The following is a 13,105-nucleotide window of genomic DNA, read 5'->3' as shown; positions in this document are numbered from 1 at the left end:
ATGCGTATATTTTCGATTTGCCACCAATCCATAATGCACGCTTACCCGATCCTTTCAAAAGCACAGCTAATGTAGTTTTTTTTTACTTCAAAACATCAATCCCGTTCAGCATACTTATCCTGATAATCCCTTTCATAAAACTTCATGCGGAATGTCTGTTCCGGTTGCGAAATTCCTTTTCCTTTCAATCCCCCGAAGATTGCTAACTTTGCATCCTCAAATTTTTTAAAACACATTTTATTTCATGGATTTCAGGCTTACGCATACCGATTCCCGTTCAAATGCCCGCGCAGGCCTGATCACTACTGATCATGGCGAAATTGCCACGCCGGTATTTATGCCCGTGGGTACAGCCGGTACCGTGAAGGCCGTGCATATCAGGGATGTGGACGAAGATGTGAAAGCCCGGATCATTTTAGGCAATACCTATCACCTTTACCTCAGGCCGGGACTGGATATTCTGCGTGAAGCCGGCGGGTTGCATAAATTCAACGGCTGGAAGAAACCCATACTAACCGACAGCGGCGGTTACCAGGTGTATTCGCTTACCGACCGCCGTAAAATGAAGGAAGAAGGCGTCGTATTCCAGTCGCACATCGACGGATCGAAACATATGTTCAGTCCCGAGCGGGTCATGGATATCCAGCGCATCATCGGCGCCGACATCATTATGGCCTTTGACGAATGCACCCCCTACCCCTGCGATTACAACTATGCCGTCAAATCCATGGAGCTCACCCACCGCTGGCTCGACCGCTGCATCGCCCGTTTCAATGAAACCGAAGATCTGTACGGCTACCGCCAGACCCTCTTCCCCATTGTACAGGGCAGCGTTTACAAAGATCTGAGGATACGGTCGGCCGAGAAAATCGCTTCATGCAACGCCGGAGGCAACGCCATCGGCGGCCTGGCCGTGGGCGAACCGGTGGAAACCATGTATGAATTTACCGAACTGGTCTGCAGCATATTGCCTCACGACAAGCCACGTTACCTGATGGGCGTAGGCACTCCGGTAAATATTCTGGAAGGCATTTCTCAGGGGGTGGATATGTTCGACTGCGTGATGCCGACCCGCAACGGCCGCAACGGCATGATCTTTACCAGCCAGGGCATCATCAACCTGAAAAACGAAAAATGGAAAGCCGACTTTTCGCCCCTGGATCCTGAAGGAACATCTTTTGTCGACAGCGCATACAGCAGGGCTTATGTCAGGCATTTGTTCGTAGCCGGCGAAATCCTCGGGCCCATGATCGCCAGCCAGCACAACATCGCCTTTTACCTCTGGCTGGTTGACGAGGCGCGCAGAAAAATCGAAGCAGGGACATTCAGCACCTGGAAGGATGAAATGGTTAAACGTCTGGGACAACGCATATAATAAAGACAACCGAAGCCCGTTAACAATCCCGGTACCGGCAGAAAAGCATGAAAAAACTTGACCTCTACATCATACGCAAGTTCCTGGGCACCTTCTTCTATGCCATTGCCTTACTGGCGGTTATCATCATTATTTTCGACATTTCAGAAAAAATAGATGACTTCCTGGAGCGCAAGCCCCCGCTCGAAGCAATCATCTTCCAGTATTACGCCAATTTCATCCCCTATTTTATCAATCTTTTCAGCGCGCTGTTCACGTTTATAGCCGTTATTTTCTTTACTTCAAAACTGGCCGCCAACACCGAGATTGTTGCCATACTCAACAGCGGCGTCAGTTTCAGGCGTATGCTCAGGCCTTACCTGATCTCCTCACTTTTCCTTGCCCTGATGTCGTTCGGACTGACCAATTTTGTGATTCCGGAAACCAGCAAGAACATGCAGGAGTTCCAGAAAAAATACCTGAAAAGTCAGCGCAAGGCGAATATGAACAATATCCATATGCAGATCAGCCCTGGTGTTTTTGCCTATGTCGAAAGTTTTGACATGAAGAATAAGTCAGGTTACCGCTTTTCGCTGGAAGGTTATCACGAGGGAGGCATGGACTACAAGCTCAGCAGCGATTACCTCAGGTGGGACAGCATCACCGGCATGTGGAAAATAGAAAACTGGGTAAAAAGACAAATTCAGGAAAGCGGGGAAATAATCACCCGCGGACAGCAGTTTGACACCCTGCTGAACTTAAGGCCCGAAGATTTTGCCGTGGATGTTGATGATGCCATTTATATGAATTACCGGGAATTACGCGATTTTATCGATGCCGAAAAGATGAGGGGGTCAGGAAACCTGATGAAATTCCAGATTGAAAAGCACAAAAGAATCGCATTCCCATTTGCGACCATAGTCCTGACCCTGATCGGGGTATCCCTGTCGAGCCGGAAAGTCAGGGGGGGCATTGGCTTCAACCTCGGGGTGGGCATTACGATCTGCTTTGCATTTATCCTGTTTATGCAGGTAACCACCGTGTTTGCCACATTCGGGAATCTGCCGCCCGTAGTGGCTGTCTGGATACCCAATTTTATCTTTGGACTGCTGGGCATCTACCTGCTCAGGGTGGCGCCCAAATAGCAAAAGATATCAGCAGAGCAGCAGTTCAACGGCCTGAATGTCCCCACTCGCATTTTTAAGGATTGTGATTGATTTTATTAAACGGTGATCTGCAAATCTTTCCTCACCGGAAAATTCAGCGCAATTCCTGCCAGACAAACATCCCGCTGAAATCTTCCTTTCTCACAAAAGGAGCACTTTTAAATAATCCGAAAACCGCAGAACCGCTGCCACTCATGGCGGTATAAAATGCGCCCAGGCCCCGGATCCTGTCACGAACCTCCTTTATCTCCGGATAAGATTTCATTACTGCCGGCTCAAAATCATTGACAAGCATTGCATCCCAGGCGTCCGGGTTTTCCTGAAGCTGATCAGGGGCCGGAAGCGGTATTCCGGACGGGGTAATACTTTTGTACGCCCAGGGCGTGGAAACATTGATATCCGGTTTAACCAGTAAAAGATGATATCCCTTCAAGGACAAGGGAAAAGGCTGCAGCGCCTCTCCCCGGCCGGAGGCAACTGAGGTTATGTTTTCGATAAAAAAGGGACAGTCGCTGCCCAGGGCAGCCGCCATTTCGAGTAATTCATTTCCGCAAACTTTAATGCTGAACAACCGCCGGGTCAGCTTCAGGGCAAAGGCGGCATCCGACGATCCCCCGCCCAGCCCGGCCCCGGCCGGTATCGCTTTATGCAGGTGAATTTTCACTTCCGGAAGCCCGTACTTCCGCTGCATCATCCTGAAAGCCTTAACGCAAAGGTTTTCTTCCGGATCGCACTGAATTGCAATTCCTGAAGAGGTGAATGCAAATTCTCCGTCAGCGGAGGGAACAATCTCCAATGCATCTGACAGGCCAATAGGAATCATAATGGTTTCAATGTCATGAAATCCATCGGTTCTTTTTCTCAGAATCCTGAGGCCCAGATTAATCTTTGCATTTGGAAATACAATCATAAGACAGCCGTTTCTCCACGCACGTAAATGCAAATATACGTGCAATCATTTATAAACTGCCGGCTTGCGTAAACTTTCACCGGGCCCGATCTCACTTTTCCGTTCACGACCGGGGGCGGAAAATACTTTTTCCAAAAAAGGATCATTCGCATTGAAAGCCCGTGGTGGTTACGGATTAAAAATTAATTTTGTAATGACAAAACAGTTCCAGATGACGATAATCAATTCCGTGATTTCATGGTTCATGAAAAAACGCATGCATCAGCTTGAGCTTTTCATGAAATACCCCCACGATGTCCAGGAAGAATGGTTCAGGCGGCTGATCCTTTCGGCACGGAACACAGAATGGGGAAAAAAATACGGGTATGCCGGCATAGAAAACTATGAAGCCTTTGCCCGGCGTGTTCCGTTAAATGAATACGAGGACCTGAAGCCGTACATCGACCGTTTGCGACGGGGCGAACAGAATCTACTCTGGAACTCGGAAGTAAAATGGTTTGCCAAATCATCAGGAACGACCAGCGACAAGAGCAAATTTATTCCTGTAAGCCAGGAAGCGCTGGAAGAATGCCATTTCAAAGGCGGGAAAGACCTGTTATCCATTTACTGCAACAACAATCCCGATACACGGATTTTTACCGGTAAGCTGCTGGGAATGGGCGGCTCACATTTTCCTGATAATCCGGAGGCCGGGACGATGGTGGGTGATGTTTCAGCAATCCTGATGGAGAACCTCCCCACCTGGATAGAACTGATCCGCACCCCGGAACTTTCCGTTGCCCTGATGAGTGAATGGGAGCAAAAGATTGAAAAAATAGCATCCATTACGAGTAAGGAAGACGTAACAAATATAACGGGCGTCCCTTCGTGGACCCTGGTACTCCTGAAACGCATATTAGAGATTACAGGTAAAACGGATATCAGGGAAGTGTGGCCCAACCTTGAGCTTTTTATCCATGGAGGTGTCAGCTTTACCCCTTACCGCAGTCAGTTTAAAAAACTGATTCCGGAACCCATGAACTATCTTGAAACCTATAACGCCTCCGAAGGCTTTTTCGGGATACAGGACCGGACCATTGCCGATGATATGCTGCTGATGCTGGATTACGGCATTTTTTACGAATTTATCCCGCTGGATGATGAAGGTACCGGTCAGGGCAAACCGGTTGTGCTCGGGGATGTGAAACCCGGAATCAACTATGCCATGATCATCAGTACCAATGCAGGTTTGTGGAGGTATAAGATCGGTGACACCGTTACCTTTACCTCCACCGATCCTTACCGCATCAGGATCACCGGCAGAACAAAAAATTACATCAATGCTTTCGGGGAGGAACTGATCATCGACAATGCGCTGAAAGCGCTTGACTGCGCCTGTGCGAAAACCGGCGCCATGTTGAATGAATACACTGCTGCACCGGTATATTTCGGAGATACCGGAAGCGGGGCACATGAATGGCTGATTGAATTCGCCACCCCGCCCGAAGATCTCCAGTATTTTGCCGAAGTGCTGGATAATGCACTGAAATCGCTGAACTCCGATTATGAAGCAAAACGCTATCACAACATGATCCTGGGCAATCCCATTGTAAGGTCAATGCCGGAGGGCACCTTTTATCAATGGCTTAAACTCAGGGACAGGCTCGGGGGGCAATACAAGGTACCCAGGCTCTCCAATGACCGGAAATATGTGGATGAAATCCTGGGAATGAACCGTCAGGGCTGACAATTAATCTCAATAAGACACAACACAAAACAAATCCAATGCATATAGCCATCGCCGGAAATATCGGTTCAGGGAAAACCACCCTCTGCGGGTTGCTTGCCAAGCATTTTGGCTGGCAGGCCCATTTCGAAGATGTAGAAACCAATCCGTATCTCCCCAGTTTCTATGAGGATATGCAGCGCTGGTCGTTCAACCTGCAGGTTTACTTCCTTAACAGCAGGTTCAGGCAGATTATCGAAATCAGGAACAGCGGCAAAACGGTGGTTCAGGACAGGACCATTTATGAAGACGCTTACATCTTCGCCCCAAACCTGCACTCGATGAACCTGATGACTACCCGTGACTTTCAGAATTACTCCTCCCTGTTTGAGCTGATGAGCACATTTGTAAAGCCGCCCGACCTGCTGATCTATCTGAAGGCAAGTGTACCTACCCTGGTTTCGCAGATTCAGAAGCGCGGCAGGGATTATGAGAACTCCATCAGGCTGGATTATTTGAAAAGCCTGAACGACCGCTACGAAGCCTGGATTGGCGGATACAAACTGGGTAAGCTGCTGATTGTGGAGGTGGATAACCTTAATTTTTCGGAAAAACCCGAAGATCTGGCGGTGGTAATCGACAAAATCAATGCCGAAATCCATGGACTTTTCTGATACCGGCCTTACTGTTGCCGGTATCATCCCGGCCAGATACGCCTCCACCCGTTTCCCGGGGAAACCCCTGGTGATGATCCAGGGAATGAGCATGATTGAACGGGTTTATAGACAGGCCTCCGGCTGCGCGCTGCTCAGCACCGTGATCGTGGCCACTGATGATGCCAGGATTGCCGACCATGTTACCGGTTTCGGAGGAAGGGTCATTATGACCAGCCCGCACCACCCCAGCGGAACCGACCGCATTGCCGAAACACTCAGAAAACTTGACGAAAACGGTGAACACTATGATATTGCAGTGAATATCCAGGGCGATGAGCCAACCATACGTCCGGAACAGATCGAAAGTGTGGTAAACTTATTCAGCAACAACGAAACCCGGATAGCCACCCTGATCAAGGTTATCGATAAAACGGAAGACCTGTTCAATCCCAACGTGGTAAAGGTGGTTACTGACAAAACCGGCAGGGCCCTGCTTTTCAGCAGGTCGCCCATTCCGCATATCAGGCAGCTTCCAGATGAAGTATGGACATCGGCATTCACATTTTACAGGCATATCGGCATCTATGCCTACCGAACGCAAACGCTGCAGGATATTTCCCAGCTTCCGCCCGCCCCGCCCGAAACCGCTGAATCGCTGGAGCAGTTGCGCTGGCTATGGAACGGATATCCCATTCAAACAGATATCACTGATTTTGAAACCATTGGCATTGACACCCCCGAAGACTTATCAAAACTTACCAACATCTCTTGAAAAAGCGGTTTCAACCCTTTATCTTAGCGCTGCGTTTGAAAGGGCGTAACTTTTAATCAGCCGGAACCGGAATTCATTCAGCACAAATTGTTTAACCCGGCCCCTTTGAAGCAAAACCGTTGTTATGGATCTTGAAAAGTACATCAGCAGCCTGCTGTTTGAGCACGATTGCGTGATTATCCCCGGTCTTGGAGGGTTTATCGCCAATTACACCCCGGCCACCATCCATCCGGTAACGCACACCTTCATGCCCCCTTCGAGGCAACTTGCTTTCAATGCAAGGTTATGCAACAACGATGGTATCCTGGCCAACGCCATTGCTTCCGGTGAAGGAATCACCTATGCGGAAGCCAACAGGCTGATAGAGTCAGCGGTGAACGGGTTATTGAACGTACTGGGCAAAAAAGGCGAAATCGTAATGGCAGGAATCGGGCGCCTGACTGCAGACCGTGAGAACAACCTGCGTTTTACTCCTGAAAAGGGATCAAACTTTCTTGATGATGCCTTCGGTCTTGTTCCATTTACTTCCGAGCCTGTTAACCGTGAAGGCCTTCAGGAAAAGATCAGCCGCAGCCTGACCGGAAGCCGGGCATTACCTGCCATGCGCAAACTTCCTTCCACGCTCAGGTGGGCCGCCATACTGCTGCCCCTTGCTGCCATTTCGGTCTGGAGTGCGCTGAATACGGGAGGTCTGACCCGCCTGAAGAACAATTATGCCTCCCTGATCCCGGCGCAGTCCGAATCGCCGGTCCAGGTGAATACCGGTAACCCTGAAGTGGCAACCTATACGGTAAGCCCGGCCGAAATCACCCCGGAGCCTGTTTCAGCCCCTGAGCCTGCCGAAGCCGTAAAGCCTGACATTTACTTTGTAATTGCCGGGGCTTTCAGCATTCAGGAAAATGCCGAGAAATTGGTCAGCGATCTCAGGGCGGAAGGTTATGATGCTTCCATCGCAGGGCAAAACAGCCGGGGCCTTTACCATGTAAGCGCCGCCGGATTCAGTAACAAAGATCTGGCAATCAGCAAGGTGAATGAACTTCGACATGGCAAATTTCCCGATGCCTGGCTGCTGACACGCAGGTAATCCTTAAAAAAAATTCTTACACCTGATCCGCTGTTTTACTGCAGTTAAGTTGCTGTTTGCTATTTTTGCAGGCCAATAATCCCGGACATCCACAGTCCGGTCATAATCATCCCATCGTTGAGCAAGAGAAAATTAGACCGATTCGCGGAAAACGCCACCTTTCCGCACCTTTTCCAGCCGGCATTCGAGGAACTGGTCCGGGGTTTCGATCAGAAAGGCAAGTGGCACGGTTTTTTCGGAAATGAAAACCCCGTCATCCTGGAACTCGGATGTGGCAAAGGGGAGTACACCGTTACCCTTGCAGAAAAATATCCGGAAAATAATTATATTGGCGTTGATATCAAAGGGGCAAGAATATGGCGGGGCGCCAGGACGTCGTTCGAAAACGGTTACCCCAATGTGGCCTTTTTGCGCATGCGCATCGACATGATACTTAACGCCTTTGCCCCGGGAGAGGTAAACGGAATCTGGATCACCTTTCCCGATCCCCAGCCTGCCAAAGCCAGAAAACGGCTGACTTCACCCATGTTCCTGAACCGGTATAAGACCCTGCTCAAACCCGGCAGCATCATTCACCTGAAGACCGATAACCTTGCATTTTTTGAATATACACTCGAAACAATTGCCGCTGAAGGCCATGAACTGCTGATGCATACGTTTGATCTGTACAACAGCGGATTAACGGAAGATGTGATGCTCACACAAACCCATTACGAAAAGATATTTCTCGCACAGGGCATTCCTATCAAGTACCTGAGATTCAGATTAAAATAAAAACGGTGAAAGCAGATGCCCAGGCTTCTTTCTTTGAAAATGTCTATGAGGTCGTAAAACTGATCCCTTACGGCAGGGTAACTTCTTACGGGGCTATCGCTGCATTTCTGGGCAGCCGGGGCTCTGCACGCATGGTAGGGTGGGCGATGAATGCCTCACACGCTTGCCCGGAGCCGGTTCCTGCACACCGGGTGGTTAACCGCAACGGCTTGCTTACCGGCAAACATCATTTCGGCAACCAGGATCTGATGCAACAACTCCTTGAGCAGGAAGGCGCTGTGATAGAAGATGATAAGATTCTGAATTTCAGAGAGCTATTCTGGGATCCTTCCCGTGAACTGGGATACTAATTCACTCACTTCCGCATTTCACGGGCAATACCACCCCAACCGTTCGTTTGAAGCACTGCATCACAGGATTCTAAAAAATCATCCAAAATGCTGCTGCCAATCAGAAATGTGACCCCTGGCGCCGGTTCGCGCTCCGTGCGCACATATACCGGACCGGTGTAAGGCAGGGAAGTATTGTAAGGCGCTTCATGGATCTCTTTTTCCGGCCGCAGCACATAACTGCTTCTGGCGGCCACAGAACGCCCGATACCGGCCAGCCGGAAAACGTCTGCACGCTGATCAAAAACAAAGGCAGGCGCCCCGCTGTAACCTTCACTAAAAGGCGCATCGGTCATCAGCAAACCGTCTGATGCGCCAGGATTACTGATTAAGCCGGAAGTCATCATAAACCTTCCCGAAGGATATCCGGTCAGCCAAACCCTGTCGCCCCAGGATAGTTTATTCCCTTCCGCCATGGGAACAACTGCACGATCATCCCCGGATGTGAGCGGAATTTCGAGCAGGGCCAGGTCATTGGCGGGATCAGCGGCAAGGATTTCGGCCCTGCAATGCAGATTGTTGCCGCTGACCTGAATTACCTGACTTGTCTTTACCGACAAGCCGAGCAGGTAGCGTTGTCCGGATGCATTGGCATTGTCATCATAAGTAAATACCGTGTCGGGAAAATCAATGGTGTGCGCACAGGTAAGCAACAGGGCTTTACCTTCACTGACCTTAATGGCAAAGCCGGTGCCGCTGTATGAATCGTTGTGAACAAGCCGGGCCTTAACCACCGAAAAATCAAAGTCCTTTCCGGAAAGGTCATTCAGTGTAAGGCCGCTTCCCTGTTCAAAAACCTGCGATTCGTAAGTAACATAGGTTACAATTCTGTAAACCCGGAGCGTGAGGTTTTCAAACTGCCGCTGCATCGGATTATTTTCAAATACAGAGGCCTGCCCTGTTTCACCGTTGTTGTGCTGAACCGGTGAGGTAACCCGGCATCCGCATAGCATTAGTGCAATACATAAAACTTTTAACAAGCGGTATCGCATAGCTGATTATTGAAAAATGACCCGCCGGAGCCAATCCTTAAAATTTGCACAGCAATACAAAAGCACTGTGGTTCCATTCTGTCTCACAACCTGATGACCTTTCGGTATGCAATCTTATCCCCGGCGGTGATTCTTAAAAGATAAACGCCCGGGTTGATGCCGTTCAGGTTGATCCGTGAGCCGATTCCGCGGATATGCTCCGCAAGGATGAAATTTCCTCTGATGTCAAATAATTCAGCCAGTACCATCCCGGTGTTGGCTCCAGTCTCAACGACCAGAAAATCCTTCGCTGGAACAGGGTAAATGATTGTATTATCTGCCAATTGCCTGGCATCAGCCGCCAGGGGCTGCCCATCCCAACCAGCCATGCGGGCCAGCATCCACCAGAGCGCTTTTGCAAGCCTGACGGCCCCCTTTTCACCGATATGATCGCCGTCTTCAACATAACCTCCATCCAGATCTATCAGATTATCAGCGTGAATTGCCTGAAACTCCTGCGTTAACCCTCCGAAATCGGTCCACGAAACCACCCTTCGCTCCCCGGCATCGTTCCAGCAAAGAATATCGGCATAATCAAAAAGGATTCGACCGGCATCTGCCTTGACAAAATTCCTGATATATTCATGTTTAACAAAGCGCTGATACCCGTTTTCGCCGAGGTTTTCATTTGCATCCACAGGGCCGGTGGTGTAAAAGATTTTTGTCGGGTAACCGTTGGCGATGCAATGCGTATTGTACCCATCGGTGGCACTCAGATAGGTATCCATGCATACTGAGTTATCAGTGAGGGCGAAATCCCCGGCATCCAATCCCCAGCGTTTGCTCCCTTCCGGGCCTGCCGAAGAACGCCCCGCCCACCTTACCTGGTAAACGGGATCTGGGGTTCCGGCCGGCCAGTTGTTGCTGGTCATGTCCCAGCACCAGCCGAAGCCCATGGCAGCAATGGCCAGGTTATTCGTATTGCAATGGGTGAGGTGGTCCCGTGTACGGGTCAGCGCGGTAGCATTGGTAAACCAATCCTCCTCTCCGTAGCTGTAAAACCATCCGCTGCTGTTGTTCAGGTCGCCCCAGGTGGCACTGCTCAGGCGCATGTAGGCATTGGTGTAACCTTCGGGGGTTCCTGATTCCCTGATATTGACCTGGAATCGCGGATCCAGCTCTTCGAGCAAACGGCAACCGATTCTGTATCCCTTTGAGTGAGACTCCCCGGCCACAATCACCCACATCTCTTTCACCTTATCGATATATTGCTGCGGAATCTGATCATACTTGTCAACCACTGTATGATCGGCAATGATCTGTGCATGAATCCCTTCAATCCTGCATATCATCAACAGCACTGACAATATCCATATACCCTTCGGCAGCTTCTTCATCCGCAATAAATTTACTGATCTATTTGAATGATTATTACAAAGATAAGTCAAAACCCCAAGTAATACCAGCAGATAAACGGCTTTTTGGAAAAACTGCAAACGCCGGCGCATTTCCAAAAAACCCTTATCTTTACCAAATCTAAATTAATACAAACTTTACTGCCATGGCTTTCTCTAAAGAAGACGTTATCAATGCTTTAAGAACTGTTAATGACCCTGACCTGAAGCGCGATCTGGTCTCGCTGAACATGATAGAGGATGTACAGGTGGAGGGCAACAAAGTTTCTTTTAAAGTTGTACTCACCACCCCCGCCTGTCCGCTGAAGGACAAGATCAAAAAAGACTGCATTGCTGCCATTCAGAAACTGGTTGACCCCTGGGCAGAAGTTAATGTGGAGATGACTTCGAGGGTAACCACCCGCCGGGCCGACAAACAGCCGCTGCTGCAGGGTGTAAAAAATATAATTGCGGTAGCCTCAGGCAAAGGTGGCGTAGGTAAATCGACCGTAGCCGCCAACCTGGCCGTGGCACTCGGACGCACAGGCGCCAGGGTGGGACTCATTGACGCCGATATCTACGGGCCCTCCGTTCCCCTGATGTTCAACGAGATGAATACCAAACCGGCTGCCGTTGAGAAAAACGGGAAAGCATATGTTGTTCCGGTTCGTAAATATGGGATAGATATTCTGTCGATCGGCTTTTTTGTGGATCCTGCCAAAGCCCTTGTATGGCGCGGGCCCATGGCCAGCAATGCGCTGACCCAGCTTTTCAGCGAAGCCGACTGGGGCGAGCTCGACTACCTGGTTATTGATATGCCCCCCGGAACCGGCGACATTCACCTGACCATTGTGCAGCAACTGCCTGTAACCGGCGTATGCATCGTTACCACGCCACAGGAAGTGGCGCTTGCAGATGCCCGGAAAGCCATCGGTATGTTTACCCAGGAGAGCATCAACGTTCCCATCCTCGGCCTGATTGAAAATATGGCATGGTTTACCCCGGCCGAACTGCCTGAAAACAAATACTTTATTTTCGGAAAAGAGGGCGGCAAACGCCTGGCAGAAGAGCACAACATCCCGCTGCTTGGCCAGATTCCGCTGGTACAGGGGATCTGCGAATCGGGCGACAAGGGCAGTCCCATCGCGCTTGATTTCAGTTCACCGGTATCTGAAGCCTTTGTCAAACTGGCTGAAAATACTGCCCAGCAGATCGCCATACGCAATGCCACCCTGGCTCCGACTAAAATTGTGGAAATCACCAAGTAACCCATCAAACCTTTACCCTAAATCACAAAAAACATGTCAAACCACGAAGAACTGACCATAAAAGTCAAAAACATCATTGAGCAGATCAGGCCTTACCTGCAGGCCGACGGCGGCGATATCAGCTTTGTTGAACTAACCGAAGACAAGGTGGTAAATGTTGAATTACAGGGCGCCTGCGGTTCCTGCCCGTTCAGCCGTATGACCCTTAAAAACGGCGTGGAAGAAGCCGTAAGAAAAGCCCTGCCCGAAATCAAATCGGTGGAAGCGTTGAATATGTAATCCATTTTTGCTCAACCCTTTGCACAACTATTTTTTAACATCCTGTTGCGTTAATAAGAGTTTGCTGTAAAAGTGGATGCAACATGAATCATTCAGCCCCAAAGTATTTACAAAATAGCTTTGGGGCTATTTCTTTTCCCGACAAAATGCGCTGACTGAATTTCGAACCCAGATATTCAAATGCGGCATTTATCATTGCCAATGGAAGATAGCTTTCATTACTAATGGAAGATAGTCTTGCGTTTCAAAATCTATTTCACAAAAGATGAAAATTGATTACTTATTGTTATTCATCCAGTTATTTCTATCCATTTTAGTTGTTAGAACGTAGTTTTATTAATCCGTAACGGGTATAGTATGTACTCATAAAATTATGCTGGTAA

General features: G+C 49.3%; 13 protein-coding genes. 10 read left to right on the top strand and 3 right to left on the bottom strand.

Features of this window, described 5'->3' with window-relative positions:
- Window positions 1–244 precede the first annotated feature (244 nt).
- Window positions 245–1,375 (top strand): tRNA guanosine(34) transglycosylase Tgt, encoded by a 1,131-nt coding sequence (tgt, locus tag TBC1_RS02735; protein WP_062038159.1) that lies wholly within the window; start codon window positions 245–247, stop codon window positions 1,373–1,375.
- Window positions 1,376–1,422: 47 nt separating this feature from the next.
- A complete protein-coding gene (locus TBC1_RS02730) occupies window positions 1,423–2,499 on the top strand; it encodes an LptF/LptG family permease (RefSeq protein ID WP_062038157.1) in 1,077 nt (358 codons plus the stop codon).
- Between the two features lie 115 nt (window positions 2,500–2,614).
- Here the strand turns inward: TBC1_RS02730 and ispE are convergent, their stop codons facing one another.
- Window positions 2,615–3,430, bottom strand: a complete 816-nt coding sequence (gene ispE, locus TBC1_RS02725) for a 4-(cytidine 5'-diphospho)-2-C-methyl-D-erythritol kinase (protein WP_062038155.1) — start codon at window positions 3,428–3,430, stop codon at window positions 2,615–2,617.
- Between the two features lie 193 nt (window positions 3,431–3,623).
- Between ispE and TBC1_RS02720 the strand changes: the two genes are divergently transcribed.
- The 6 genes from TBC1_RS02720 to TBC1_RS02695 all read left to right on the top strand — a co-directional run bounded on the left by TBC1_RS02720 (window position 3,624) and on the right by TBC1_RS02695 (window position 8,771).
- Window positions 3,624–5,156, top strand: coding sequence for a GH3 auxin-responsive promoter family protein (locus TBC1_RS02720; RefSeq protein WP_236695632.1), 1,533 nt, complete (start codon window positions 3,624–3,626; stop codon window positions 5,154–5,156).
- A gap of 38 nt (window positions 5,157–5,194) precedes the next feature.
- Window positions 5,195–5,809, top strand: a complete 615-nt coding sequence (locus tag TBC1_RS02715; protein ID WP_062038153.1) for a deoxynucleoside kinase — start codon at window positions 5,195–5,197, stop codon at window positions 5,807–5,809.
- Window positions 5,784–6,563, top strand: coding sequence for a 3-deoxy-manno-octulosonate cytidylyltransferase (gene kdsB, locus TBC1_RS02710; protein WP_236695631.1), 780 nt, complete (start codon window positions 5,784–5,786; stop codon window positions 6,561–6,563). The genes TBC1_RS02715 and kdsB overlap by 26 nt, the downstream gene beginning before the upstream one ends.
- 124 nt (window positions 6,564–6,687) lie before the next feature.
- Complete coding sequence (locus TBC1_RS02705) at window positions 6,688–7,647, top strand: HU domain-containing protein (RefSeq protein ID WP_062038149.1); 960 nt, start codon at window positions 6,688–6,690, stop codon at window positions 7,645–7,647.
- A 117-nt stretch (window positions 7,648–7,764) separates the two neighbouring features.
- Entirely contained in the window at window positions 7,765–8,421 is a 657-nt protein-coding gene (gene trmB / locus TBC1_RS02700; protein WP_062038146.1) for a tRNA (guanosine(46)-N7)-methyltransferase TrmB, read from the top strand.
- Window positions 8,422–8,426: 5 nt separating this feature from the next.
- Entirely contained in the window at window positions 8,427–8,771 is a 345-nt protein-coding gene (locus tag TBC1_RS02695; RefSeq protein ID WP_062038144.1) for an MGMT family protein, read from the top strand.
- Between the two features lie 5 nt (window positions 8,772–8,776).
- Here the strand turns inward: TBC1_RS02695 and TBC1_RS02690 are convergent, their stop codons facing one another.
- The gene (locus tag TBC1_RS02690; RefSeq protein ID WP_082189451.1) at window positions 8,777–9,802 is read right to left on the bottom strand and encodes a S1 family peptidase; all 1,026 of its coding nucleotides are present in this window, start codon (window positions 9,800–9,802) and stop codon (window positions 8,777–8,779) included.
- 83 nt (window positions 9,803–9,885) lie between these two features.
- Entirely contained in the window at window positions 9,886–11,178 is a 1,293-nt protein-coding gene (locus TBC1_RS02685) for a T9SS type A sorting domain-containing protein (RefSeq protein WP_062038138.1), read from the bottom strand.
- A 164-nt stretch (window positions 11,179–11,342) separates the two neighbouring features.
- On the opposite strand from TBC1_RS02685, the gene TBC1_RS02680 reads away from it, so the two are divergent.
- Complete coding sequence (locus tag TBC1_RS02680) at window positions 11,343–12,443, top strand: Mrp/NBP35 family ATP-binding protein (RefSeq protein ID WP_062038135.1); 1,101 nt, start codon at window positions 11,343–11,345, stop codon at window positions 12,441–12,443.
- A 33-nt stretch (window positions 12,444–12,476) separates the two neighbouring features.
- The gene (locus TBC1_RS02675) at window positions 12,477–12,722 is read left to right on the top strand and encodes a NifU family protein (protein ID WP_062038132.1); all 246 of its coding nucleotides are present in this window, start codon (window positions 12,477–12,479) and stop codon (window positions 12,720–12,722) included.
- Window positions 12,723–13,105: the final 383 nt, after the last annotated feature.

The organism is Lentimicrobium saccharophilum (assembly GCF_001192835.1).
In the GTDB taxonomy this organism is placed as follows: Bacteria; Bacteroidota; Bacteroidia; order Bacteroidales; family Lentimicrobiaceae; genus Lentimicrobium; species Lentimicrobium saccharophilum.
This window is presented reverse-complemented; position numbering and strand designations above follow the sequence as displayed.

What these genes read in the sequence shown, in the direction of transcription:
- tgt (WP_062038159.1), top strand. Translation starts at nt 245, where the DNA reads ATGGATTTCAGGCTTACGCATACCGATTCCCGTTCAAATGCCCGCGCA.
- TBC1_RS02730 (WP_062038157.1), top strand. Translation starts at nt 1,423, where the DNA reads ATGAAAAAACTTGACCTCTACATCATACGCAAGTTCCTGGGCACCTTC.
- ispE (WP_062038155.1), bottom strand. Translation starts at nt 3,430, where the DNA reads ATGATTGTATTTCCAAATGCAAAGATTAATCTGGGCCTCAGGATTCTG.
- TBC1_RS02720 (WP_236695632.1), top strand. Translation starts at nt 3,624, where the DNA reads ATGACAAAACAGTTCCAGATGACGATAATCAATTCCGTGATTTCATGG.
- TBC1_RS02715 (WP_062038153.1), top strand. Translation starts at nt 5,195, where the DNA reads ATGCATATAGCCATCGCCGGAAATATCGGTTCAGGGAAAACCACCCTC.
- kdsB (WP_236695631.1), top strand. Translation starts at nt 5,784, where the DNA reads ATGCCGAAATCCATGGACTTTTCTGATACCGGCCTTACTGTTGCCGGT.
- TBC1_RS02705 (WP_062038149.1), top strand. Translation starts at nt 6,688, where the DNA reads ATGGATCTTGAAAAGTACATCAGCAGCCTGCTGTTTGAGCACGATTGC.
- TBC1_RS02690 (WP_082189451.1), bottom strand. Translation starts at nt 9,802, where the DNA reads ATGCGATACCGCTTGTTAAAAGTTTTATGTATTGCACTAATGCTATGC.
- TBC1_RS02685 (WP_062038138.1), bottom strand. Translation starts at nt 11,178, where the DNA reads ATGAAGAAGCTGCCGAAGGGTATATGGATATTGTCAGTGCTGTTGATG.
- TBC1_RS02680 (WP_062038135.1), top strand. Translation starts at nt 11,343, where the DNA reads ATGGCTTTCTCTAAAGAAGACGTTATCAATGCTTTAAGAACTGTTAAT.
- TBC1_RS02675 (WP_062038132.1), top strand. Translation starts at nt 12,477, where the DNA reads ATGTCAAACCACGAAGAACTGACCATAAAAGTCAAAAACATCATTGAG.